This is a genomic window from Kitasatospora phosalacinea (genome assembly GCF_000716545.1).
GTDB classification, from domain to species: domain Bacteria; phylum Actinomycetota; class Actinomycetes; order Streptomycetales; family Streptomycetaceae; genus Kitasatospora; species Kitasatospora phosalacinea.
On record NZ_JNWZ01000037.1, the window covers coordinates 1 to 21,426 of the forward strand.

Genomic DNA, 21,426 nt, shown 5'->3' on the forward strand with positions numbered 1-21,426 from the left:
GATCATGATGCGCTGGCGCATGCCGCCGGAGAACTGGTGCGGGAAGTCGCCCACCCGCTGGGCGGCGGCGGGGATCCGGACCCGGTCCATCAGCTCGATGGCCTTGGCCTTGGCCTCCTTCTTGGAGGCACCCTCGTGCACCCGGAACATCTCGCCGAGCTGGTAGCCGACGGTGAGCACCGGGTTGAGCGAGGAGAGCGCGTCCTGGAAGATCATCGCGATCTTGCGGCCGCGGATCTTCCGGCGCTCCTCGCCCGACATCTTCAGCATGTCCTGGCCGCGGAACAGGATCTCCCCGGAGGTGATCCGGCCGGGCGGCATGTCCAGGATGCCCATGATGGTCTGCGCGGTGACGGACTTGCCGGAGCCCGACTCGCCGAGCACGGCCAGCGTCTCGCCGGCGGCGACCGAGTAGTTGACGCCGTTGACGGCCTTGGCGACGCCGTCCCGGGTCTTGAACTCGACGTGCAGGTCGCGGACTTCGAGCAGCGGGGTGCCCGGGGCCGGGCGGTCCTTCGCGGCAGTGGTCTTCTCAAGTGCGGTGGTCATGATGCGGGCCGCCTCTCTCAACGCAGCTTCGGGTCGAGGGCGTCGCGCACCGCGTCGCCGAGCATGATGAACGCCAGGACGGTGACGGAGAGCATGCCGGCCGGGAAGAACAGCACGAACGGCGCCTGGCGGATCACCTTCTGGGCCGAGTTGATGTCGATGCCCCAGGAGATGGTCGGGTCCTGCAGGCCGATGCCGAGGAAGCTCAGCGTGGCCTCGGCCGCGATGTAGCCGCCCAGCGCGATGGTGGCGACCACGATCACCGGGGCGATCGCGTTCGGCAGGATGTGCTTGAACATGATCCGGCCGGTGCCGGCGCCGAGCGCCTTGGCCGCGGTCACGTAGTCGGACTGCTTGACGGTGATCACCGAGCCGCGCATCACGCGGGTCATCTGCGTCCAGCCGAGGACGACCAGCGCGAAGACCACCGACCAGATGGTGCGGACCGAGAAGGCGTTCAGGATGACCAGCGCGCCGAGCAGCAGCGGGATGCCGAACACCATGTCGGTGAAGCGGGAGACGATCGTGTCGACCCAGCCGCCGTAGTAACCGGCCACCATGCCCAGCAGGCCGCCGACGATCGTGACACCGGCGGTGACGCAGATGCCGACGACCACCGAGGCGCGGGCGCCGTAGATCATCCGGGCGTAGATGGAGCGGCCCTGGCCGTCGTAGCCGAACCAGTCGCCCTGGAAGAAGTGCAGGTAGTTCGGCTTGGACAGGTAGTGCTTGCTCAGGTCGCCGGCCCGCGGGTCCACCGAGGTGAACAGGCCGGGGGCGATCGCGAACAGCACCAGCAGGACGATCAGCACGGCCGAGATGATGAAGACCGGGCGCTTGCGCAGGTCGTGCCAGGCGTCCAGGCCGAGGCTGCGGGGCTTCTCCGCCTGGGGCTCGGGAACGACGACCCGCTCGGCGGGGGTCTCGCCGTCCCCGGCGGGGGCGTTCTTCGTGATCAGGTCAGGCATACCGGATCCTCGGGTCCAGGACCGCGTAGAGCAGGTCGACGAGCAGGCTGGCGAAGAGGTAGACCAGCACCAGCACCACGACGAAGCCGGAGACGGTCGCACCCTCGCTGCGGCCGATGGCGTGGTACAGCGCGTTGCCGACGCCCTGGACGTTGAAGATGCCCTCGGTGACGATCGCGCCGCCCATCAGGGCGCCCAGGTCGGTTCCCAGGAAGGTGACCACCGGGATCATCGAGTTGCGCAGCAGGTGGGTGCCGATCACCTTGCGCTTGGGGAGGCCCTTGGCGACGGCGGTGCGCATGTAGTCGGCCTTCAGGTTCTCCGCGATGGAGGTCCGGGTCAGGCGGGCGACGTACGCGAGCGAGATCGAGCCGAGCACGATGGCGGGCAGGATCAGCTGGCCCAGGTTGGTGGAGCTCTGCACCGTCGGAGTGATCCAGCCGAGCTGGATCGCGAAGACGTTCTGGAAGATGAAGCCGAGCACCGGAACGGGGATGGAGATCAGCAGCAGGGTCAGGACCAGCGTCGACTTGTCGAACGCCTTGCCCCGGCGCAGACCGGCGAACAGGCCGATCGCGACGCCGACGATCAGCTCGAAGGCGAAGGCCAGCAGGGCGAGCCGGATGGTGACCGGGAAGGACTCGCCGATCAGGTCGGTGACCTTGCGGCCGGTCATGGTCGTGCCGAAGTCGCCGGTGAACAGGTCCCCCATGTAGTTGAGGTACTGCTGCCACTTGGAGACGTCGAGTCCCATCTGGTGCTTGAACGCGGCGAGCTGGGCCGGGTCGGCGGCCTTGTCGCCCCACATCGCGGCCGCGGGGTCACCGGGCAGCATGCGGGTCATGAAGAAGATGATCGTGACCGTGCCCAGGAACACCGGGATCATCTGGAGCAGTCGCCTCGCGACGTAGCGCCCCATCGTGCCTCCAATTGACTGCTCTGACGTGCCGTCAGTCTCGGTGTCAGAGTTCTGGACGTGACAACGGCCGGTGCCGGGCCGCCCGGTGGGGCGGTGCACGGCACCGGCCGTGTCTGTTCGAGCCGCGCGGTGCCGACCCGGTTACTTCTGCTTGACCTCGACCTGGGTGAAGACCGGGTCACCGAAGGAGTCGTACTTCACGTTCTGCACGTTCTTCGAGTAACCGGCGGTGGTCTTGTAGTACCAGAGCGGGATGGCCGGCATGTCCTTGGCCAGCTGCTCCTCGGCCTTCTGGTACAGGTCGGCGGTCTCCTTCACCGAGGTGGCCTTGTCCGCCTCGGCGGCCAGCTTGTCGAACTCCGGGCTGGAGTAGCCGGCGTCGTTGGCCGCGGCGCCGGTGCCGAAGACGTCGCGCAGGTAGTTGGCGTTCAGCGGGTAGTCCTGCACCCAGCCGGTGCGCATCAGGCCGTCGACCTTCTTGTTCTTGATCAGGTCGCGGGAGGACTTGAAGTCCGGCTTCGGGTCGCCGACGCACTCCACGCCGGTGGCCTGGCGGATGGAGTTGCAGACCGCGTCCACCCACTCCTTGTGGCCGCCGTCGGCGTTGTACAGCACGGTGATCTTGTTGCCGGGGACGCCGCCGCCCTCGGTGACCAGCTGCTTGGCCTTCGCCGGGTCGTACTTGCAGGCATCGCCGCAGGTGTTGTCCTTGTAGCCCATGGCGCCCGGGGCGACCCAGGAGTTGGCGGGCTGGCGGGAGCCGTTGAGCACCGTCTTGGTGATGGTGTCGCGGTCGATCGCCATGGACAGGCCCTGGCGGACCTTGGCCAGGTTCTCCGGCTTCCAGTCGTCCGCGTACAGCGAGAAGGAGATCGACTGGATGGCGCCCTGGGCCTGGTCGACGGCGCGGTCGCCCAGGTCGGTCTTGTAGGAGGCGAGGTCGCTCGGGTCGACCTGGTCCAGCACGTCCAGGTTGTCGGAGACCAGGTCCTTGTAGGCGCCCTCGGCCTGCGAGTAGTTCTTGAAGACGATGCCGCCGTTCTTCGGCTTGTCGACACCCGCGTACTTGTCGTAGGCGGCGACGGTGACGGCCTTGTTGTGCTCCCACGAGACGAACTTGTAGGGGCCGTTGCCGATCGGGGACTGGCCGTACTTCGCCGGGTCGGTGAAGAAGACCTCGGGCAGCGGCGAGAAGGCGGTGTAGCCGAGCTTGTACTCGAAGTACGAGACCGGGCCGTTCAGCGCGATGGTGAAGTGCGTGTCGTCGACGACCTTCAGGCCGGACATCGTGGCGGCGGTCGGGTCGCCCTCCTCCGGGTGGACGTCCTTGTAGCCCTGGATGTCCGAGAACCAGTCGGAGTTGATCTGGTTGTTCTTGGTGTTGGCGGACCAGTTCCAGGCGTCCACGAAGGACTTGGCGGTCACCGGGGTGCCGTCGTGGAAGGTCCAGCCCGACTTCAGGGTGACGGTGTAGTTCTGCGCGTCGGTGGTCTCGATCTTGTCGGCCACCTGGTTGCGGAGCTCGCCGTTGCTGGGGTCGTAGTCCACCAGGCCCTTGAACAGGGTCTTGATGATGCGACCGCCACCGACCTCCATGGCGTTGGCCGGCTGGAGCGGGTTCTGCGGCTCGGTGCTCTGGTAGCTGAACGTGCCCTGAGCGTTGGCGGCACCGTTGGAGCTGCCGGAAGAGCCTCCACTGCCGCAAGCGGTGGCGGCGAGGGCGACCGCGACGGCTGCGACAACCCACTTGGCCTGGCTGGCACCACGCATGGGTGTCCTCCTGAAATCGTGTTGCAGATCGCTCGCGGCCTGGCGCGCACCCCTGCGCAGGAGCCTCGACCCGAGCTCGACTGCACCCACTATCGGTCACTCACGGATACGGAAATGACCAATCCGGATTTCAATTTGGTCACATGAACGACGGGTGAATCTCGAAAAACGGACATTCCAGACATAGCCAGACAGGGGCGAAACGGACAGTTGTCTCGGATGACGATCTGTGACGTCCGATTAACGAACGATCCGCGCCCACCGAAAGATGACGTTCCGTCACCAAAAACGCGACCGGCCGGCGTCCGCGAGGACGCCGGCCGGTCGGCCGGTCAACGGGGTGCCACCCCGGGCGTCAGCCCTTCTTGGCGCGCGAGGCGGTGCGGCCGCGCTCCTTGGCGTCCAGGACGACCTTGCGGATGCGCACGGTCTCCGGGGTCACCTCGATGCACTCGTCCTCGCGGCAGAACTCCAGCGACTGCTCCAGCGAGAGCTTGCGCGGCGGCACGATGGACTCCGCCACGTCCGCGTTCGAGGAACGCATGTTGGTGAGCTTCTTCTCCTTGGTGATGTTCACGTCCATGTCGTCGGCGCGGGAGTTCTCGCCGACGATCATGCCCTCGTACACCTCGGTGCCGGGGTCGGTGAACAGCACGCCGCGCTCCTGCAGGTTGGTCATCGCGAAGGCGGTGACCACGCCGGAGCGGTCGGCGACCAGGGAGCCGTTGTTGCGGGTGGTCAGGGTGCCGAACCACGGCTCGTAGCCCTCGTGGATCGAGTGCGCGATGCCGGTGCCGCGGGTGCTGGTGAGGAACTCGGTGCGGAAGCCGATCAGGCCGCGGGAGGGCACCACGAACTCCATCCGGACCCAGCCCGAGCCGTGGTTGGACATGTTGTCCATCCGGCCCTTGCGGACGCCCATGAGCTGCGTGACGGCGCCCATGTGCTCCTCGGGGACGTCCACGGTGAGGCGCTCGACCGGCTCGTGGGTCTTGCCGTTGATCTCGCGGGTGACCACCTGCGGCTTGCCGACGGTCAGCTCGAAGCCCTCGCGGCGCATGGTCTCGATCAGGATGGCCAGCGCCAGCTCGCCGCGGCCCTGCACCTCCCAGGCGTCCGGGCGCTCGGTCTCCAGCACGCGCAGCGAGACGTTGCCGATCAGCTCGCGGTCCAGGCGGTCCTTCACCTGGCGGGCCGTCACCTTGCGGTCCACCTTGGCACCGGACTTGGCGTCCGCGCCCTTGCCGGAGCCGCCCTTGCCGACCAGCGGCGAGGTGTTGGTGCCGATGGTCATCGAGATCGCGGGCTCGTCGACCGTGATCAGCGGCAGCGCGATCGGGTTCTCCGGGTCGGCGAGGGTCTCGCCGATCATGATCTCGCCGATGCCCGCGACGGCGCAGATGTCACCCGGGCCGGCCACCTCGGCGGGCTTGCGGGTGAGCGCCTCGGTCATCAGCAGCTCGGAGATCCGGACGTTCTGGATCGAGCCGTCGCGCTTGATCCAGGCCACCGTCTGGCCCTTGCGCAGCTCGCCCTGCTCGACCCGGAGCAGCGCGATGCGGCCGAGGAAGTTGTCGGCGTCCAGGTTGGTGACGTGCGCCTGCAGCGGGGCGTCCTCGTCGTAGACCGGGGCCGGGACGTGCTCCAGGATGGTGGAGAAGAACGGCTCCAGGTTGCTGGAGTCGGCCGGCACGGTGCCGTTCTCCGGCTTGGTCAGCGAGGCCACGCCGTCACGGGCGCAGGCGTAGACGATCGGGAACTCGATCTGGTCCTCGTCCGCGTCCAGGTCCAGGAACAGGTCGTAGGTCTCGTTGATGACCTCGTCGATCCGGGCGTCCGGGCGGTCGGTCTTGTTGATGCACAGGATGACGGGCAGCCGGGCCGTGAGCGCCTTGCGCAGCACGAAGCGGGTCTGCGGCAGCGGACCCTCGGAGGCGTCGACCAGCAGGACGACCGCGTCCACCATCGACAGGCCGCGCTCGACCTCGCCACCGAAGTCGGCGTGGCCGGGGGTGTCGATGATGTTGATGGTGATCGGCGCGCCACCGTCCTTGGGGTGGTACTTGACCGCGGTGTTCTTCGCGAGAATGGTGATGCCCTTCTCGCGCTCCAGGTCGTTCGAGTCCATCATCCGGTCGTCGAGGTGCTGGTGGGCGGCGAAGGCGCCGGCCTGCTTGAGCATGGCGTCGACCAGGGTGGTCTTGCCGTGGTCGACGTGGGCGACGATGGCGACGTTACGAATGTCGTTGCGCGTGGGCATGCGGCGCTGATTCTCCCGGAATCGTGGGTCACGGTGCCCGGCCCGCGTCAGCATTCACCGGTCCACCCACCGGGCACGGCACATGCCTCGGCTTCTTCCCATCGTACGGGGAAGGGCCCAATGGAGCCGAAACGGGCGGCTGCGGGGCGGTGGAGATCACGCGTGCGCCTCGGTCCTTCCCGTACGCACCACGGGATCGGGGAGCTGCGGCGGTGAAGAAGCGGGCCCGGTTCCTGATCGCCTTCGCGACCTTCGTCGTGCTCGCGGCCGGCCTGCTGCCGTCCCGGCCCGCCCCCACCCTACTCGCCTACTCGCCCGCCCCGCCGGGCCGGCCCCGGCCGGGTGCGTGCTGGTCCCGGGCCGGGTGGCCCGGATCGCCCTGGCCGAGCGCCGGGCCGCGACCGTCGTGCCGGAGGGCTAGAGCGACAGCTCGAACCAGACGATCTTGCCCTTGGGGGTGCGGCGGCTGCCCCAGCGCTCGGCCAGCAGGGAGACCAGTTGCAGGCCGCGGCCGCCCTCGTCGGTCTCCTGGGCGCGGCGCTGGCGCGGCTGGGCGTAGGCGTCGTCCCAGACCTCGCAGACCATGGTCTTGTCGCGCAGCAGCCGCAGCCGGATCTCGCCGCGGCCGTGCCGGAGCGCGTTGGTGACCAGCTCGCTGACCAGCAGCTCGGAGGTGTCGACCAGTTCGTCCAGGCCGCGTTCCAGCAGCCAGCCGCAGGCGGCCTCGCGGGCCTTGGCGACCGAGGTCGGCTCGGGGGGCAGCCGCCAGTCGCCGACCGAGCCCTTGGGCAGGGCCTTGACCTTGGCCATCAGCAGGGCGATGTCGTCCTCGCCGTGGTGCGGGTTGAGCTCCTCCAGGACCTGGTCGCAGAGTTCCTCGATCCGCTCGGAGCCGGCCGTCAGGGCGGCCCGGAAGGCGTCGATGCCCTCGTCGAGCTGGTGCTTGCGGGACTCCACCAGGCCGTCGGTGTAGAGGGCGAGCACGGCGCCCTCCGGCAGGTCGACGGTGACCTCCTCGAACGGCTCGCCGCCGACGCCGAGCGGCAGGCCGGGCGGCACCGTGATGGTGCGGGCGCCCTGGCCGGGGGTGAGCAGGACCGGCGGGAGGTGGCCGGCGTTGGCGAAGGTGCAGCGCTGCTTGACGGCGTCGTACACGGCGTAGACGCAGGTGGCGAGGTAGACCTCGGCGCTGGAGCGGTCCGGGTCCTCGTCGTTGCCCAGGCCGCGGGCGATCTCGTCGAGGGCGGAGAGCACCTCTTCGGGGTCGAGGTCGAGCATGGCCAGGGTGCGCACGGCGGTGCGCAGCTGGCCCATCGCGACGGCGGCGCGCAGGCCGCGGCCCATCACGTCGCCGATCACCAGGGCGGTGCGGCTGCCGGGCAGCGGGATGACGTCGAACCAGTCGCCGCCGACCTCGGTGTTGTTGTTGCTGGGCAGGTAGCGGCGGGCGATCTCCAGGCCGGAGGCGGCCGGGTTGCCGGGGGGCAGCAGGCTGCGCTGGAGGATCAGCGCCCGCTCGTGCTCGCGGCGGTACAGGCGGGCGTTGTCGACGCAGACGGCGGCCCGGGCGACGAGCTCCTCGGCGATCGCGACCTCGCGGGCGTCGAACGGCTCGCTGCCGATCGCCCGGGACAGCTGGACCAGGCCGAGCACCTGGTCGCGGGCGACCAGCGGCACCACCAGGGTGGAGCGCAGCAGCGGGTCGGGCCCGGGCTGCGGGACGACGCTGCGGCCGGTGCGCAGGGCGCGGGCGTGCGGGGAGCGCGGCGGGTAGCAGAGCGTGCCGCCGGCCTCGGCGACCCGGACGCCGCCGCGCTCGCTGCCGAGCACCGAGGGGGCGTTGCCGACCACGCTGGAGACGGCGACCCGGCGCAGTTCGCCGCTCTCCGGGTTGGCGCTGAGCGGGGCGGCGTCGCCGGTGAGCAGCGCGGTGTACAGGTCGACGGTGGCGACGTCGCAGAACTGCGGGACGATCACGTCGAGCAGTTCCTTGGCGGTGGTCTCCAGGTCGAGGGTGGAGCCGATGTGGGTGGAGGCCTCGTTCAGCAGGGCGAGGCTGCGGCGCACGCCGGCCGCCTCGCGCTCGGCGATGTGCCGGCTGGTGACGTCCTGCACCTGGCCCGCCACGCCGATCGGGCGGCCGCCCGCGGCGGTGAGCCGGTAGAGCGAGACGGCCCAGGTGCGCTGGTCCTCGTCGCGGCCGGCGGTGGGCCGGGCGGCCCGGACCGGGCCGGACAGCCGCAGGTCGAGGACGGGCTCCTGGCCGGTGAGGACCTTGCGCAGGGCGAGCAGCAGCCGGTCCGCGTCGGAGGGGCGGAACACGTCGCCGGGGGCGAGGCCCTGCAGGGCGGCGGGGCTGCGGCCGACGCCGGCCGCGAAGGCCGCGTTGACCCGCTGCAGCTTGAGCTCGGTGTCGAACAGGAAGAAGCCGGTGGGGGTCTGGCCGATGACCGCCTCGGAGGCGGCCAGGTCGGTCTCGATGGCGCGCAGCCGCCCGAGGTCGACGGCCAGGCAGGTGGCGGAGCCGTCGGCGCTGGCGGGCATCGCGTAGACCTCGGCGAGGCTCTCGGCGCCGGACAGGTCCCGGTAGGGGGCGGTGCCGACCCACTCCTCGCCGGACAGGATGCGCTCCAGCCGGGCCCGGCCGCGCTGCCACAGCTCGCGCGGGATGAACGCGGTGATCGGGTCGGCGCCGACGGCGTCCGAGGCGGGGACGCCGAAGAACTCGGCGGCCCGGTCGCTCCACTGCGCGATCCGCCCGTCGGGGCCGATCGCGAAGGTCGCGACCCGGATGTAGTCGTAGATGGTGCCCGAGGCACCCCGTCCCCAGCCGAGCGGCAGCGTGGCGGGGGTCGTCGGGGCACCCGGCTGCTCCGGCACCGCGGCATAGCCGCCGCTGCCGTGCGTCACGTTCCGTGCCGGGAAGCTGTTCAACGGACCGACCCCTCCAACCCGCGCCCATCCGGTGTCGAGAAGACCGAGTATTCGATGTCCGAGTATTCATCATCCGGGCGCGGGCGCACACGCCCTTCAACGTCACAACATCGAATCGGGTGGCTGAACCTCCGGATCCGCCAGTTCGAACCAGACCACTTTGCCCAGCCCTTCGGCCCTGGTGCCCCAGCGCAGGGCGAGCCTGCGGACCAGTTCGAGGCCGCGACCGCCCTCGTCGCCGGCCCCGGCGTGGCGCTCGCGGGGCGGGTCGGGCAGCGGGTCGGAGATCTCCACCAGGAGGAGGTCGCCGAGGGTCAGCCGGACGCCGATCGGAGCGCTGGCGTACCGGACGGCGTTGGTGACCAGTTCGCTGACGAGCAGTTCGGCGGTGTCGGTGAGCTCCTCGGCGCCCCAGTCGGCCAGCGTGCCGCGGACCAGCCGGCGGGCCCGGGAGACCGCGGTGGGCTCGGCGGGCAGCGTCCAGCCGGCGGTGGGCTCCTCGGCCCGGCCCTGGCCGAGCCGGGCCAGCAGCAGGGCCACGTCGTCGGGCTCGCGGCCCTGCTCCATGGTGCCGAGGACGGCCTCGCACGCCTGCTGGATCGAGGCGTACGGCTGTTCCAGCACGCTGATCAACCTCCCCAGTCCCACGTCCAGATCCTTGTCCCGGGACTCCACCAACCCGTCGGTGCACAGGGCGAGCAGGCTGCCCTCCGGGATCTCCATCTCGATGGACTCGAACGGCACCCCGCCGACGCCGAGCGGCGCGCCGGAGGGCAGGTCGAGCACCTGGCCGGCGCCGCCGGGCAGCGGGCCGCCGGAGCGGGCCGGCTCGGCGTCGGCGCCGGGCACCACCAGGACCGGCGGGATGTGGCCGGCCTTGGTGACGGTCAGGCTGCGCCGGGCGGGGTCGAAGACCGCGTAGACGCAGGTGGCGAGCAGGGCCTCGTCGGGGCCCTGGGCGAGGTCGTCGGTGAGCTCGTGGACGTGCCGCAGGACGGCCTCGGGGGCCAGGTCGAGGGCGGCCAGCACGCGGACGGCGGTGCGCAGCCGGCCCATCGTGGCGGCGGCCCGCAGGCCGTGGCCCATCACGTCGCCGACCACCAGGGCGGTGCGGTCGCCGGGCAGCGGGATGACGTCGAACCAGTCGCCGCCGACCTCGGTGCCGCTGGAGCCGGGCACGTACCGGTAGGCGACCTCGACGCCGGTGGGCTGCGGGACCTGCTGGGGCAGCAGGGTGCGCTGCAGGGTGAGCGCGGCGGTGCGCTCGCGGGCGTACAGGCGGGCGTTGTCGAGGGAGCTGCCGGCCCGGTCGGCGAGCTCGACGGTGAAGGCGAGGTCGTCGCGGTCGAAGCCCTCGCGGTAGCCGGCCCGGCTGACCACCAGCAGTCCGATCACGATGCCGCGGGCCCGCAGCGGGACCACCAGCCGGGAGTGGACGCCGAGTTCGCGGGCGGCCTCGACCTTGGGGTCGCCGGCGAAGGACAGCTCCTCGCCGTTGCCCCCGGAGAGCATCTCGGGGACGCCGCTGCGCAGCACCCGGCCGAAGACGGAGTCCTCGTCGAAGGTGATCCGGGCGCCGTGCCGCAGCATGGTCTCCACGGCGGGGCCCGGCTGGATCGCGGCGACGCCCAGTTGCAGCAGCGAGGTGCGCCGGTCGTGGCCGTGCCGGGGCAGGTCGTCGCCGTGCGCGACGGCCTGCAGCAGGATCACCCCGGCGTAGTCGGCGAGCCGGGGGACGACCGCGCCGGCCAGCTCCTGGGCGATCATCGAGGCGTCCAGCAGGTCTCCGACCCGGGAGCCGAACTCGTTGAGCAGCGACAGCCGGCGCCGGGCGCTCTCGACCTTGGCGACCGCGCGGTAGCGCTCGGTGACGTCCATCACGGTGCCGGAGATGCCCAGCACCCGGCCGGAGCGGTCGGTCATCCGGCTGTAGGAGATCGACCGGTAGCCGGAGCGGGCGGTGGACGGGGAGGCCAGCGTGACGTCGATGACCGGCTCGCCGGTGGCCAGCACCTGGCGCTGGACGGCGGTGATCTCGTCGGCGGAGCGCTCGGGCAGCGTCTCGCCGGTGGTGCGGCCGATGTGCTCCTCGGCGGGCAGGCCGTTCATGTCGGCCAGGGTGCGGTTGACCGCGGTGTAGCGCAGGTCGGTGTCGAGGACGGCGATGCCGAGCGGGGACTGCTCGAACAGGGCGTCGCGGACCGCGAGGTCCCGTTCGACGGCGCGCAGCGCGGCGGCCTCGGTGAGCGCAGCCTGCACGTACGGGGCGCCGTCGCCGTCGACCAGCAGCGAGAGCCTGGCCTCCACCTCGACCGGCAGGCCGTCCCGGTCGGCGATCTCGGTGAAGCCGTGCCAGGAGCCGCGGCGCAGCGTCTCCTGGATGGCGGCGCGGGTGCGCCGCACCTGGTCCGGGTCGGGGATCAACTCGTCGACGGCGCGGCCGACCAGCACCTCGCTGGGCCAGCCGAGCATCTCCTCGGCGGCGGGGCTCCACAGCACCACCCGGCCCGAGGTGTCCAGGATGACGATGGCCACCCGGACCACGTCCAGCAGGCTGCCGCCCTCGGTGCGGCGGCTGGGGTGCAGGGAGGTGGGGCCGGTGTCGGCCCGGGCGCCGGGGCGGACCTCGGGCGCGCCGGGGAAGGCCCGGGCGGCGCGGCCCCGGACCGGGAACGGCGCGGGGCCGGGGGTGGTGGGCGGCTGGGGGGCGGGGCCGGCGCTCGGGGCGCTGCCGGGCAGCGGGGCGGGCCGCTCGCCCTGTCCGGGGCGGCCGCGCCGCAGCCGGGCCCGGGCCGACGCCCGGCCGGCGCCGCCCGCGGGGGTGCCGGGACGCCGCGCCCCTCGCGCGGGCAGGCCGGACGCCTCGCGCTCTCCCCCGCCGTCACCCGGCTTCGCCACCTACGGGGCCTCCCGCCGACACTGGGACGCCCCCCGGCGGGTCGCCGGGGCGCGGGCCGCCGCCGCCACGCCGTGCCGCCGCGGGCTCACGGATCGTGACGAATGCTGCCGAACTCTGCCATACCCAGGGAATCGCGCCGCTACCCCGGCATACGGGTCGTCTGTCCGATTGGCGTACAGACCGGGCGTTCCGGCGTGCCGGGGGGCGGCAGCGGGCCCACGGGCGCCCGTGGGCGGGCCTACCGGAGGAGGCCGTCGCGGTGCAGGTCGTCGAAGAGGTCCTGGTCGACCGGGGGGACGCGGTCGCGGTCGGCGTAGGAGAACCAGGCGACCTCCTCGATCTCGCTGCTGGCGGTGAGGGTGCCGGTGTAGTCGGCGGTGTAGCAGGCCATCGAGACGAGGGTGCCGGGGGCTTGGGCGTGGGCCTCGGCCCGGTAGGTGTCGACGTGGGTGACCGTGTCGGGGAGGAGCGTGACGGAGAGTTCCTCGGCGACCTCGCGGATCAGGGTCTGCAGGTCGGTCTCGGTGCCCTCGCGCTTGCCGCCGGGGATGTAGAAGGCGTCCTTGCCGCGCGGGCGGGCGCACAGGATCCGGCCGCCCTCCAGCCGGACCCACGCCACCGTGTCGATCAGGCCCGGCGTCGCCGGCTCCGCGCCCGTGGCGCCGCGACCGACCGCGTACCGGGGGCGGGGCGGCTCGGTGGCGGTGGCCAGGCTCCGGTTGCCGAAGGCGGGGCGGTCGGTGACCTCGGGGCCGAACCAGGGCGGCGGGGTGAACGCGGCGGCGGACCGGCGGTCGGCGAACTCGACCTCGACGGTGCGCAGTCCGGCGAGCCGGCCGTGGAAGGTGTCGACCGCGGCCTCGTGCGGGCCGAGCGGGACGATCCGGCGGGTCTTGTGGATCCGGGTGCCGTCGGTGGCGGGCCACAGGACGGCGAACTGCTCGGCGCTCAGCGGGGTCTCCCACTCGCCGCGGACCTGCCCGGCGCCGCGCTTGGCGGTCAGCGAGTGGGCCCCGTCCTGTCGGCGCAGCCGCGCCTCGGTGCCCTCGGGACCGATCGCCAGGTACCCCTGCCGGACGTCGAACTCCCGTCCGTCGGGGACGGTCTCGTCGTCCGGTACGAGGAACTTGCGCTCGATCTCGACACCCACCGGGCCTCCTCGGCACGCGTGCTGGGGCGGCGGCCGCCGCCGGGCGCCATGCTATGCGGGGCGGGGCCCGGCAGCCGGGATCAGGCGGGGTCCGCGGAGCCGGCCGGGTCCGCCGGTGCGGCCGGGTCCTCGGGTTCGACCCAGTAGAGCTGCTTGTGGCCGCGGGCTTCGAACTCGGCGGCCAGCGCCTCGGCCCCGGCCCGGTCGAGGCCGCGGGCGAGCAGGAAGCGGTTGCCGTTGTCGTCCTGGCGCATCACCCGGTGGGTGGTGCCGGGCGGCTGTTCGCGGTCCATGCCCACACGGTAGCGGTCCGACCCGGTGGGGGGCGGGTCGGACCGCCCGTCCGACCACCAGGTTGGACGGCGCTCGCTACCGGGCGGTACGCGTCCGGTCAACATCACGTTAACCGGACGGCGCGCCCAACTAGCTTACGCGCACCAGGAGTTCGCCGTGCAGTACCGCGAACCAGGCATCCGGGTCGGCGCCCCAGCGGGCCCAGCCGGCGGCGATCCGCTCCAGGTCGGCGGGGGCGGCCAGGCCCTCGGCCAGGGCGGTGTCGGCCAGCTTGGTGCGCGTCGTGCGCTCGGCCCAGCTCTCCGACCACCAGGAGCGTTCGGCGTCGGTGGCGAAGGTCCAACTGCTGGACGAAGGGCGCAGGTTGGCGCCCGAGGCGTCGGCCAGGCCGGCCGCGCGGGCCCAGGCCAGCAGGCGGCGGCCGGCGTCGGGCTCGCCTCCGTTGGCCCGGGCGACCCGCTGGTACAGGGCCATCCACGCGTCCAGTTCCGGCAGTTCGGGGTACCAGGTCATCGCGGCGTAGTCGGAGTCGCGGACCGCGATCACCCCGCCGGGGGCGGTGACCCGGCGCATCTCGCGCAGCGCGGCGACCGGGTCGGGCAGGTGCTGCAGCACCTGGTGGGCGTGCACCACGTCGAACGAGGCGTCCGCGTACGGCAGCCGGTAGACGTCGGCGACCTCGTAGGACAGGTTCGCCAGCCCTCGGTCGGCGGCCAGTGCGGCGGCCTCGGCCAGCACCTCGGGGACCGGCTCGACGCCGACCACCCGGCCGGTGGGGCCGACCAGTTCCGCCAGGTCCGCGGTGATCGTGCCGGGGCCGCAGCCGACGTCCAGCACCCGCCGGCCGGGGCGCAGTTCGGGCAGCAGGTAGGCGGCGGAGTTGGCGGCGGTGCGGCTGCGGTGCGAGCGCAGGACGGCGGCCTGGTGGCCGTGGGTGTAGGCGGGCACGGCGGGACTCCCTCTCCCTCGAAGGCGGTTCCTCGGTAGCCCGTCCAGCATAGGAACCCGTTCCACTGTTCGGACAAACTCGTCTCGCATAGCAAGACTGATGGTCAATCACCTCGCCATCGGAACCCGCCGGGAGCAGAATCGTCCGCATGGGAAAGACCTATGAACGCATTGACGCCAGGCTGCGCGCGTTCATCGAGAAGCAGCCCGTCTACTTCGTCGGCACCGCCCCGCTGGCCGCCGACGGATTCCTCAACCTGTCGCCCAAGGGCCGGGCCGGCACCCTGGCGGTGATCGACGGACTGACCCTCGCCTACCTGGACTTCGGCGGCTCGCACGCCGAGACCATCGCGCACCTGCGGGAGAACGGCCGGATCGTCCTGATGTGGTGCGCCTTCGAGGGGCCGCCCACCGTGCTGCGGGTGCACGGGCGCGGCGAGCCGGTGTTCCGCGACGACCCGCGCTTCGCCGGACTGCTCGCCCGCTTCGACCCCTCGGCGGACGGCACCGCGCTGCGCGCGATCATCCTGGTGCGGGCCGAGCGGGTCAGCGACTCCTGCGGGTTCGCCGTCCCGTTCATGGACTACCGGGAGGACCGGACGCTGCTGGCCGAGTTCTTCGACCGCAAGGGCGAGGACCGGTTCAGCGAGTACTGCGAGGGCAAGGAGAACGTCGCCGTCAGCATCAACGGGCTGCCCGCCCTGCCGCTGCCGGTGCCGCCCCGCCCGTCCTGAACGGCCGCGCCCGCCGGGCGGCGTACGGTGGGAGCCTCCCCCCGTACGCCGAACCTGGAGCCCCGCCGTGCCCCGCCCCCACGTCCTGCTGAGCGCCGCGGTGTCGCTCGACGGCCACCTCGACGACGCCTCGCCCGAGCGGCTGCTGCTCTCCAACGCCGAGGACTTCGACCGGGTCGACGCGCTGCGCGCCGACAGCGACGCGATCCTGGTCGGCGGCGGGACGCTGCGCGCCGACGACCCCCGGCTGCTGGTCAACTCGGCCGGGCGGCGCGCCGGGCGGGTGGCCGCCGGGCGCCCCGCGCATCCGCTGAAGGTCACCCTGAGCGCGAGCGGGCGGCTCGACCCGGCGCTGAAGTTCTGGCACACCGGCGGCGCCAAGCTCGCCTACACCACCGACGCCACCGCGCCCGCGCTGCGCGCCGCGCTGGCCGGGGCGCCCGGCACCGAGGTGGTCGCGCTGGGCCCGGCGGTGCCGCTGGGCGCGGTGCTGGACGACCTAGGCGCGCGGGGGGTGCGCCGGCTGATGGTCGAGGGCGGCGGCGGCGTGCACACCCGCTTCCTCGCCGAGGGCCTGGCCGACGAGCTGCACCTGGCCGTCGCCCCGCTGCTGGTCGGCCAGGCCGACGCGCCCCGCTTCCTCGCCCCCGCCACGTACCCGGGCGGCCCGACCCGCCGGATGCGGCTGCTGGGGGCACGTACGGTGGGGGACGTCGTCCTGCTGCGGTACGCCCCGAAGGAGTCCTCCGATGACCAGTGACCGCGAGCGCGATCTGCTCCGGCTGCGCCGCGCGATCGAGCTGTCCCGGCGCTGCCCGCCGTCCGAGGCCGCCTTCTCGGTCGGCGCGGTGATCGTCGGCGCGGACGGCGAGGTGCTGGCCGAGGGCTACAGCCGCGAGGTGGACGCCGTGAACCACGCCGAGGAGGCCGCGCTCGGCAAGCTGCCGGCCGGCGACCCCCGGCTGCGCACCGCCACCGTCTACTCCACCCTGGAGCCGTGCGGGCAGCGCGCCTCCCGGCCGCACCCGTGCGCGGAACTGATCGTCGCGGCCGGGGTGCCGCGGGTGGTGGTGGCCTGGCGGGAGCCCGCGCTCTTCGTCGAGGACTGCCGGGGCACCGCGCTGCTGGAGGCGGCGGGCGTCGAGGTGGTGGAGCTGCCGGAGCTCGCCGAGGAGGCCAGGGCGGTCAACGCGCACCTGGTGGGCTGAGCGGCCCGGCCGTCGCAGGTTTTGTACGCTTGAGGAACAAACACCCGTACGAGGCCTCCGAGGAGACCCGATGCCCGTCCTCACCCCGCCGGTCCGGGCCGTCCTGCTCGACATGGACGGCACCCTGGTCAACTCCGACGCCGTGGTCGAGCGCTGCTGGCGCCGCTGGGCCGAGCGCAACGGCCTGGACGGCGACGAGGTGATGCGGGTCGCGCACGGGCGGCAGGGCCACCTGACCATGGCCCTGCTGCTGCCCGACCGCCCGATGGAGCAGAACCTCGCCGAGAACGCGGTGATGCTCGACGAGGAGTCCTCCGACATCGACGGCGTGGTCGAAATCCCGGGCGCCGCACGGCTGGTGGCCTCGCTGGCCGACCTCCCGCACGCGCTGGTGACCTCCGCCGACGACCGGCTGGCCCGCGTCCGGATGGCCGCCGCCGGCGTCCCGCTGCCGCCACTGGTGATCACCGCCGAGCACGTCGGCGCCAGCAAGCCCGACCCGGAGGGCTTCCTCAAGGCCGCCGCCCAACTGGGCGTCGCCCCCGCCGAGTGCCTGGTCCTGGAGGACTCCGAGGCGGGCATCGCCGCCGCCCGGGCCGCCGGCATGCCGGTGCTCGGCATCGGCCCGCGCGCCGCCGCCCACCGGCCCGACCACCACGTGGACGACCTCTCCGGCGTCTTCGTCAGCCGCGCCGAGGACGGCGCCCTGGTCGTCGAACTGCCCTGAGGTGCGGGCAGGGCGCGGACAGGTCCTAGTCCGCGCCCAGCAGCGCCGCCGCCACCCGCTCGCACTCCTCCGGGCGGTCGCCCAGCCAGCGGCCGAGCAGGTGGTCGGCGCCCGGCAGGACCAGCCTGGTGTACGGGGCCGCCGCCGGGCGGGCGCGCAGGGCGGCGTCCAGGGCCTCGGTCACCTCGGCCGGGATCACGCCGTCCGTCTCCGGGAGCACCAGTACCGCCCGGCCGGTGAAGGCCGCGAGGGTGCCGAAGGCCGGGCTGCTGCGCCAACTGCCCGCCGTACGCAGGGTGTTGGTGAACTCAGGCGCGGCGAAGGGGAGTTCGCGCACCTCGCGGGCGTAGGCGGCGGGCGCGCAGAGGGCGATCGCCTCGGTGCGGACCGCGAGTTCGGGCCTCCTCAGCAGGTCGGTGACGGTCTGGCCGCTCATCGAGAAGCCGACCAGCAGCAGCGGGCCGACCGGGGCGTGCCGTTCCAGCACGGCGCGGGCCTGGCGGGCCCGGCGGGCCAGTGAGAGCTCGCCGAGGGTGCCGCTGCTCGCGCCGTGCCCGGCGAAGTCGAACGTCACCGCACGGCACCCGGCGGCCGCCAACTCCCTTGCCAGCGGCAGGCACCGGTGCCGGTCGCCGCTGCCCGCGCCGTGCATCAGCAGCGCCGTGAGCGGGCCGGCCGGGGCGGACGGTTCGACCACGGTGCAGGCCAGGCGTTCGCCGTCCGCCTCGACGGTCGACTCGAAGAAGTCCATGCGTGCTCCCTGGCGGGTGGGGACGGGCGGGTGTCCGGCCGGCGCCGTCCGGCGGCCGCCTTGGCCGACGGGCCGCCGCCCTTCCGTCATCGGGTCAGGGTGTCACGCCTCGCCGACAGCGGGCCCGTGGCGCGGGGCGCGCCGCCCTGCGCGGCGGCTTCCTGCGCGGCGGCGCCCTGCGCGGCGGCGGGCAGCGGAACACCGGGCAGCGCGGCGGCGGGCAGCAGGCCGAGTGCGGCGAGCACGGTCAGGACGGGCAGGGCGCCGTGCGTCCCAGTGCCGGCGGCGGCCGCGATGCCCAGGGTCGGGCCGATGTTCATCGCGGTCTGCTTCAGGCCGCCGACCGCGCCCGCGTACCCCGCCGGGGCGTCGCCGACCACGGTGCCGGTCGCCGTCACCATCACCACCGCGAACCCCGCGCCCAGCAGCGCCGAAGCCGCTCCGGTGAGCACCGCCGAGGCGCCCCCGTCGCCCGGCCCGGCCAGCCCCGCGATGCCCGCCACCAGCAGCGCCACGCCCGCCAGCGCCGTCCGCCGGGGCCCCTGGACGCGCAGCGCCCGTTCGGCCGCCGGGGCGCCCAGCACCATCAGCGCGGTCAGCGGCAGCATCCGCAGCGCCGCGCCCAACGGGCCCACGTGCAGGGTGTCCTGGAGCCGGAAGGTGGTGCTGAACAGGGTGCCGAACAGCCCGGCCGAGGCGGTCAGCAGCAAGGCCAGCGACGCCGTCACCGGACGCGACCGGGCGACCGGGCGCGGCACCACCGGGCTCGCGGCGCGCCGCTCGTGCACCACCAGCACCGCGAACAGGCCCGCCGCGCCCGCCAGTTCGGCGCTCGTCCCGCTCCAGCCGCGCTCCGGCACCCGGGAGAGCGCGTGCACCAGGGCGGCCAGCGCCGCCGCGAGCAGGACCGCGCCCGCCGGGTCGAGGCGCTGCCGCCCGTCCGGCCGCCCCCGGTCGGGGCGCAGCGCGAGCGCCATCGCGGCGATCAGGGCGGCCGCCGGGACGTTGATCCAGAACACCGCGCGCCAGCCGAACGCGTCCACCAGCAGCCCGCCGAGCAGCGGGCCCGCGCCCGCCGCGACCGCGATGGCCCCCGTCCGGACGGCGATCGCCCGGCCGAGCCGTTCCGGCGGGCAGCACAGCCGCAGCAGCGCGAGCGTGCCCGGTTGCAGCAGCGCGCCGAACACGCCCTGGGCGGTCCGCAGTCCGATCACCCAGCCGACGGACGGCGCGAGCGCGATGCCCGCCGAGGACGCGCCGAAGCCCAGCACGCCCGCCAGCAGCGTCCGGCGGTGGCCGTACCTGTCGCCGAGCCGGCCGGCGAGCACCAGCAGGGCCGCGACGGCGACCAGGTAGCCGGTACTGGTCCACTGCAACTGCGCGGTGGTGCAGCCGAGTTCACGTCGCATGGCGGGCTGCGCCATCAGCAGCACGGTGCCGTCCAGGGCCACCAGCATGGCGGCGCCGGCGCTCACCGGCAGTGCGAGGCGGCTCACGCCTGACCCCCGAGGTGCGCGTCCAGCACGGCCCGCAGCAACTCCTCCTCGCGGCCCTCCCCCAGCATCAGGCCCGTACTCCCCCAGCCCTGCAACTGGGCCAGGCCGTGCAGGTTCGCCCACAGCGCGGCCGTCGCCACCGGGGCCCGCCCGGCGTCCCCCGTGCACTCCCCCACCAGCCGCGCCATCTCCCCGAACAGCGGCGCCGTCTCCTCCCGCAGCCGGGGCCCGCCCGGTGCCGACCCGTCGCCGGTCAGCAGGTCGTGGCGGAACATCAGCTCGAACATGCCGCGCCGCTCGGCCGCGTACGCCAGGTACACCCGGGCCATCCCCGCCACCCGCTCCCGCGCGTCCGCCCCCCGCACCGCCGCGAACCGCCCCGCCAACTCCGCGAACCCGCGCCGCGCCACCGCCGACAGCAGCTCCCGGTGCGTCGCGAAGTACCGCCGCGGCGCCCCGTGCGACACCCCGGCCCGCCGCGCGATCTCCCGCAGCCCGACCGCCCCGGATCCCTCCGCCAGCACCAACTCGACCCCGGCGTCCACCAGGCGCTCCCGCAGGGGGGACTGCTCCTCACTACTCATAGACAATGTCTACCACCATCCGGTAGACAGCGTCTACCGGATGGGTCGGGGGCACGGCCCCACCGCGCCGACCTCAGCCGACCCGCTCGCCGTACGGGCGCAGCACCATGAGCCCGTCCTCCGGGGTGGCGGACATCGCGAAGGGGAAGCGGTCGAGTTCCAGGCAGAGGCGGACGTCGTCCTCGTGGACGCCCTCCCGGATGCCCCGGGTCAGTTCGTCGGCGGCGGTCGACGCGGCGGCGCGGCGCAGGTAGGGGGCCGGGTCGGGGGTGGCGCCGGTGGCGCGGTGGGCGATGTACTCGGCGCAGGCGCGGTCCTCCTCGGCGCGGCCGTCCTCCCCGGTGACGACGAAGGTCACCTCCGGGCGGCCCCGCAGGGCGCGGGCGGTGGCCCCGGCGACCACGAAGCTCGCGCACAGCACGAGGTCGGCGCCCCGCACCGCGAGCGCGCCGACCGTGCCGGCGGTGGTCTTCTGGATCACGGTGCGGCCGGTGAGGTCGGTGTCACGGAGCCGGCCGGGCGAGTTGACGGCGTCGAACCCGGGCGCGGGCGGGCCGTCCTTGAGCGCCAGCCAGTGCGGGTGACGGGACTTCGCCTCCAGCGCCTCGTCCAGCGATCCGGCCAGCACGATCCGCTCCGCCCCCTGCGCGAACGCCCAGGCGGCCGTGGTGAAGGCCCGCATCACGTCGATGACGACGGCGACGGGCGGGGTGGCGGCGAGTTCGCCGATGGCGAGGAAGCGGGTCTCCATGACCGCCATGATCACCCGGACCTCCCCGCGCGGTCCCGGAATTTCCCGTGCCCGAACGCGGCGAAGGGGACGCCCCGGCGGGCGCGGCCCCGGCCGAGGTCGTGGAGCGGGCCGATCGGGACGACGTGCCCACGGTGACCACACGCCGGGGCAAGGAGGTCGCCGCCGCCGTCTCCGTCGAGGCACTGCGCAAGTACCGGGAACGGGAAGAGCGCGAGATCAACCGGACCATCGACGAACGAATGGCGAACCCGGCCCCCGGTACCCCGGTCGAGGACATCATGAGGGAGACCCGGGCCCGCAGCGAATGAGTACCGAACCGCGTTCCGACCCGAGGCTCAGGCGGCCCGGACGCCGACGCCTGCGAGTCGGCGACCGCCGGGTCGTCTGCACGATCGGCAGCGGGGAACCAGTGGTGCGGGTCGTGCACGTCGGGCATCGCCCCACCGTTCACGGCGGCGGACACCGGCCGATCCGGCGCCAG

At 73.3% G+C, this 21,426-nt stretch carries 19 protein-coding genes; 5 read left to right on the plus strand and 14 right to left on the minus strand.

The features are described from left to right. The 10 genes from OO48_RS19440 to OO48_RS19490 form a co-directional block, all read right to left on the minus strand. A partial coding sequence (locus OO48_RS19440; protein ID WP_033217976.1) for an ATP-binding cassette domain-containing protein occupies positions 1-549 on the minus strand: 549 nt, incomplete at its 3' end. A gap of 17 nt (positions 550-566) precedes the next feature. After that, positions 567-1,517, minus strand: coding sequence for an ABC transporter permease (locus OO48_RS19445; protein WP_033217978.1), 951 nt, complete (start codon positions 1,515-1,517; stop codon positions 567-569). Then, complete coding sequence (locus OO48_RS19450) at positions 1,510-2,436, minus strand: ABC transporter permease (protein WP_033217980.1); 927 nt, start codon at positions 2,434-2,436, stop codon at positions 1,510-1,512. Before OO48_RS19450 ends, OO48_RS19445 begins: the two co-directional genes overlap by 8 nt. A 141-nt stretch (positions 2,437-2,577) precedes the next feature. Further along, entirely contained in the window at positions 2,578-4,206 is a 1,629-nt protein-coding gene (locus tag OO48_RS19455; RefSeq protein ID WP_033217981.1) for a peptide ABC transporter substrate-binding protein, read from the minus strand. A gap of 355 nt (positions 4,207-4,561) precedes the next feature. Further along, positions 4,562-6,466 carry a translational GTPase TypA gene (typA, locus tag OO48_RS19460; RefSeq protein ID WP_033217982.1) on the minus strand — a complete coding sequence of 635 codons (1,905 nt, stop codon included), beginning with the start codon at positions 6,464-6,466 and terminating at the stop codon, positions 4,562-4,564. Positions 6,467-6,883: 417 nt separating this feature from the next. After that, positions 6,884-9,346 carry a SpoIIE family protein phosphatase gene (locus OO48_RS19465; protein ID WP_425338562.1) on the minus strand — a complete coding sequence of 821 codons (2,463 nt, stop codon included), beginning with the start codon at positions 9,344-9,346 and terminating at the stop codon, positions 6,884-6,886. A gap of 156 nt (positions 9,347-9,502) precedes the next feature. After that, positions 9,503-12,298, minus strand: coding sequence for a SpoIIE family protein phosphatase (locus OO48_RS19470; protein WP_033217983.1), 2,796 nt, complete (start codon positions 12,296-12,298; stop codon positions 9,503-9,505). Positions 12,299-12,537: 239 nt separating this feature from the next. Continuing rightward, positions 12,538-12,930 carry an NUDIX hydrolase gene (locus OO48_RS19475; protein WP_033218101.1) on the minus strand — a complete coding sequence of 131 codons (393 nt, stop codon included), beginning with the start codon at positions 12,928-12,930 and terminating at the stop codon, positions 12,538-12,540. 599 nt (positions 12,931-13,529) lie between these two features. After that, positions 13,530-13,742, minus strand: a complete 213-nt coding sequence (locus OO48_RS19485; protein ID WP_051732335.1) for a hypothetical protein — start codon at positions 13,740-13,742, stop codon at positions 13,530-13,532. 130 nt (positions 13,743-13,872) lie between these two features. After that, entirely contained in the window at positions 13,873-14,742 is an 870-nt protein-coding gene (locus tag OO48_RS19490) for a methyltransferase domain-containing protein (RefSeq protein ID WP_051732319.1), read from the minus strand. A gap of 98 nt (positions 14,743-14,840) precedes the next feature. On the opposite strand from OO48_RS19490, the gene OO48_RS19495 reads away from it, so the two are divergent. The 4 genes from OO48_RS19495 to OO48_RS19510 all read left to right on the plus strand — a co-directional run bounded on the left by OO48_RS19495 (position 14,841) and on the right by OO48_RS19510 (position 17,360). Further along, positions 14,841-15,425 carry a pyridoxamine 5'-phosphate oxidase family protein gene (locus tag OO48_RS19495; RefSeq protein ID WP_033217988.1) on the plus strand — a complete coding sequence of 195 codons (585 nt, stop codon included), beginning with the start codon at positions 14,841-14,843 and terminating at the stop codon, positions 15,423-15,425. A gap of 67 nt (positions 15,426-15,492) precedes the next feature. Then, positions 15,493-16,185 carry a dihydrofolate reductase family protein gene (locus tag OO48_RS41045; RefSeq protein ID WP_033217989.1) on the plus strand — a complete coding sequence of 231 codons (693 nt, stop codon included), beginning with the start codon at positions 15,493-15,495 and terminating at the stop codon, positions 16,183-16,185. Beyond that, positions 16,175-16,633: a deaminase gene (locus OO48_RS41050; protein WP_033217990.1), complete on the plus strand. Its 459-nt coding sequence runs from the start codon at positions 16,175-16,177 to the stop codon at positions 16,631-16,633. The genes OO48_RS41045 and OO48_RS41050 overlap by 11 nt, the downstream gene beginning before the upstream one ends. A 70-nt stretch (positions 16,634-16,703) precedes the next feature. Continuing rightward, on the plus strand, positions 16,704-17,360 hold the full coding sequence (locus OO48_RS19510; RefSeq protein ID WP_033217992.1) for an HAD-IA family hydrolase: 657 nt from the start codon (positions 16,704-16,706) through the stop codon (positions 17,358-17,360). Between the two features lie 25 nt (positions 17,361-17,385). Here OO48_RS19510 and OO48_RS19515 read toward each other — a convergent pair whose 3' ends face one another. From OO48_RS19515 to OO48_RS19530, 4 genes are all read right to left on the minus strand, one after another. After that, positions 17,386-18,111, minus strand: coding sequence for an alpha/beta hydrolase (locus tag OO48_RS19515; RefSeq protein WP_033217997.1), 726 nt, complete (start codon positions 18,109-18,111; stop codon positions 17,386-17,388). An 86-nt stretch (positions 18,112-18,197) separates the two neighbouring features. Continuing rightward, entirely contained in the window at positions 18,198-19,607 is a 1,410-nt protein-coding gene (locus OO48_RS19520) for an MFS transporter (protein ID WP_081952233.1), read from the minus strand. Then, complete coding sequence (locus OO48_RS19525; RefSeq protein WP_033218001.1) at positions 19,604-20,191, minus strand: TetR/AcrR family transcriptional regulator; 588 nt, start codon at positions 20,189-20,191, stop codon at positions 19,604-19,606. The genes OO48_RS19520 and OO48_RS19525 overlap by 4 nt, the downstream gene beginning before the upstream one ends. Positions 20,192-20,264: 73 nt before the next feature. Continuing rightward, positions 20,265-20,942: a 2-phosphosulfolactate phosphatase gene (locus OO48_RS19530; RefSeq protein ID WP_033218104.1), complete on the minus strand. Its 678-nt coding sequence runs from the start codon at positions 20,940-20,942 to the stop codon at positions 20,265-20,267. A 47-nt stretch (positions 20,943-20,989) separates the two neighbouring features. Here OO48_RS19530 and OO48_RS19535 point away from each other — a divergent pair, with 47 nt between their 5' ends. Beyond that, complete coding sequence (locus OO48_RS19535) at positions 20,990-21,253, plus strand: type II toxin-antitoxin system prevent-host-death family antitoxin (RefSeq protein ID WP_033218003.1); 264 nt, start codon at positions 20,990-20,992, stop codon at positions 21,251-21,253. The last annotated feature ends 173 nt before the right edge of the window (positions 21,254-21,426 follow it).

Coding starts and splice junctions, on each gene's coding strand:
- OO48_RS19455 (WP_033217981.1), bottom strand. CDS start 4,206: ATGCGTGGTGCCAGCCAGGCCAAGTGGGTTGTCGCAGCCGTCGCGGTC.
- OO48_RS19530 (WP_033218104.1), bottom strand. CDS start 20,942: ATGGAGACCCGCTTCCTCGCCATCGGCGAACTCGCCGCCACCCCGCCC.
- OO48_RS19525 (WP_033218001.1), bottom strand. CDS start 20,191: ATGAGTAGTGAGGAGCAGTCCCCCCTGCGGGAGCGCCTGGTGGACGCC.
- OO48_RS19510 (WP_033217992.1), top strand. CDS start 16,704: ATGCCCGTCCTCACCCCGCCGGTCCGGGCCGTCCTGCTCGACATGGAC.
- OO48_RS19450 (WP_033217980.1), bottom strand. CDS start 2,436: ATGGGGCGCTACGTCGCGAGGCGACTGCTCCAGATGATCCCGGTGTTC.
- OO48_RS19490 (WP_051732319.1), bottom strand. CDS start 14,742: ATGCTGGACGGGCTACCGAGGAACCGCCTTCGAGGGAGAGGGAGTCCC.
- OO48_RS19495 (WP_033217988.1), top strand. CDS start 14,841: ATGGGAAAGACCTATGAACGCATTGACGCCAGGCTGCGCGCGTTCATC.
- typA (WP_033217982.1), bottom strand. CDS start 6,466: ATGCCCACGCGCAACGACATTCGTAACGTCGCCATCGTCGCCCACGTC.
- OO48_RS19445 (WP_033217978.1), bottom strand. CDS start 1,517: ATGCCTGACCTGATCACGAAGAACGCCCCCGCCGGGGACGGCGAGACC.
- OO48_RS19485 (WP_051732335.1), bottom strand. CDS start 13,742: ATGGACCGCGAACAGCCGCCCGGCACCACCCACCGGGTGATGCGCCAG.
- OO48_RS19515 (WP_033217997.1), bottom strand. CDS start 18,111: ATGGACTTCTTCGAGTCGACCGTCGAGGCGGACGGCGAACGCCTGGCC.
- OO48_RS41050 (WP_033217990.1), top strand. CDS start 16,175: ATGACCAGTGACCGCGAGCGCGATCTGCTCCGGCTGCGCCGCGCGATC.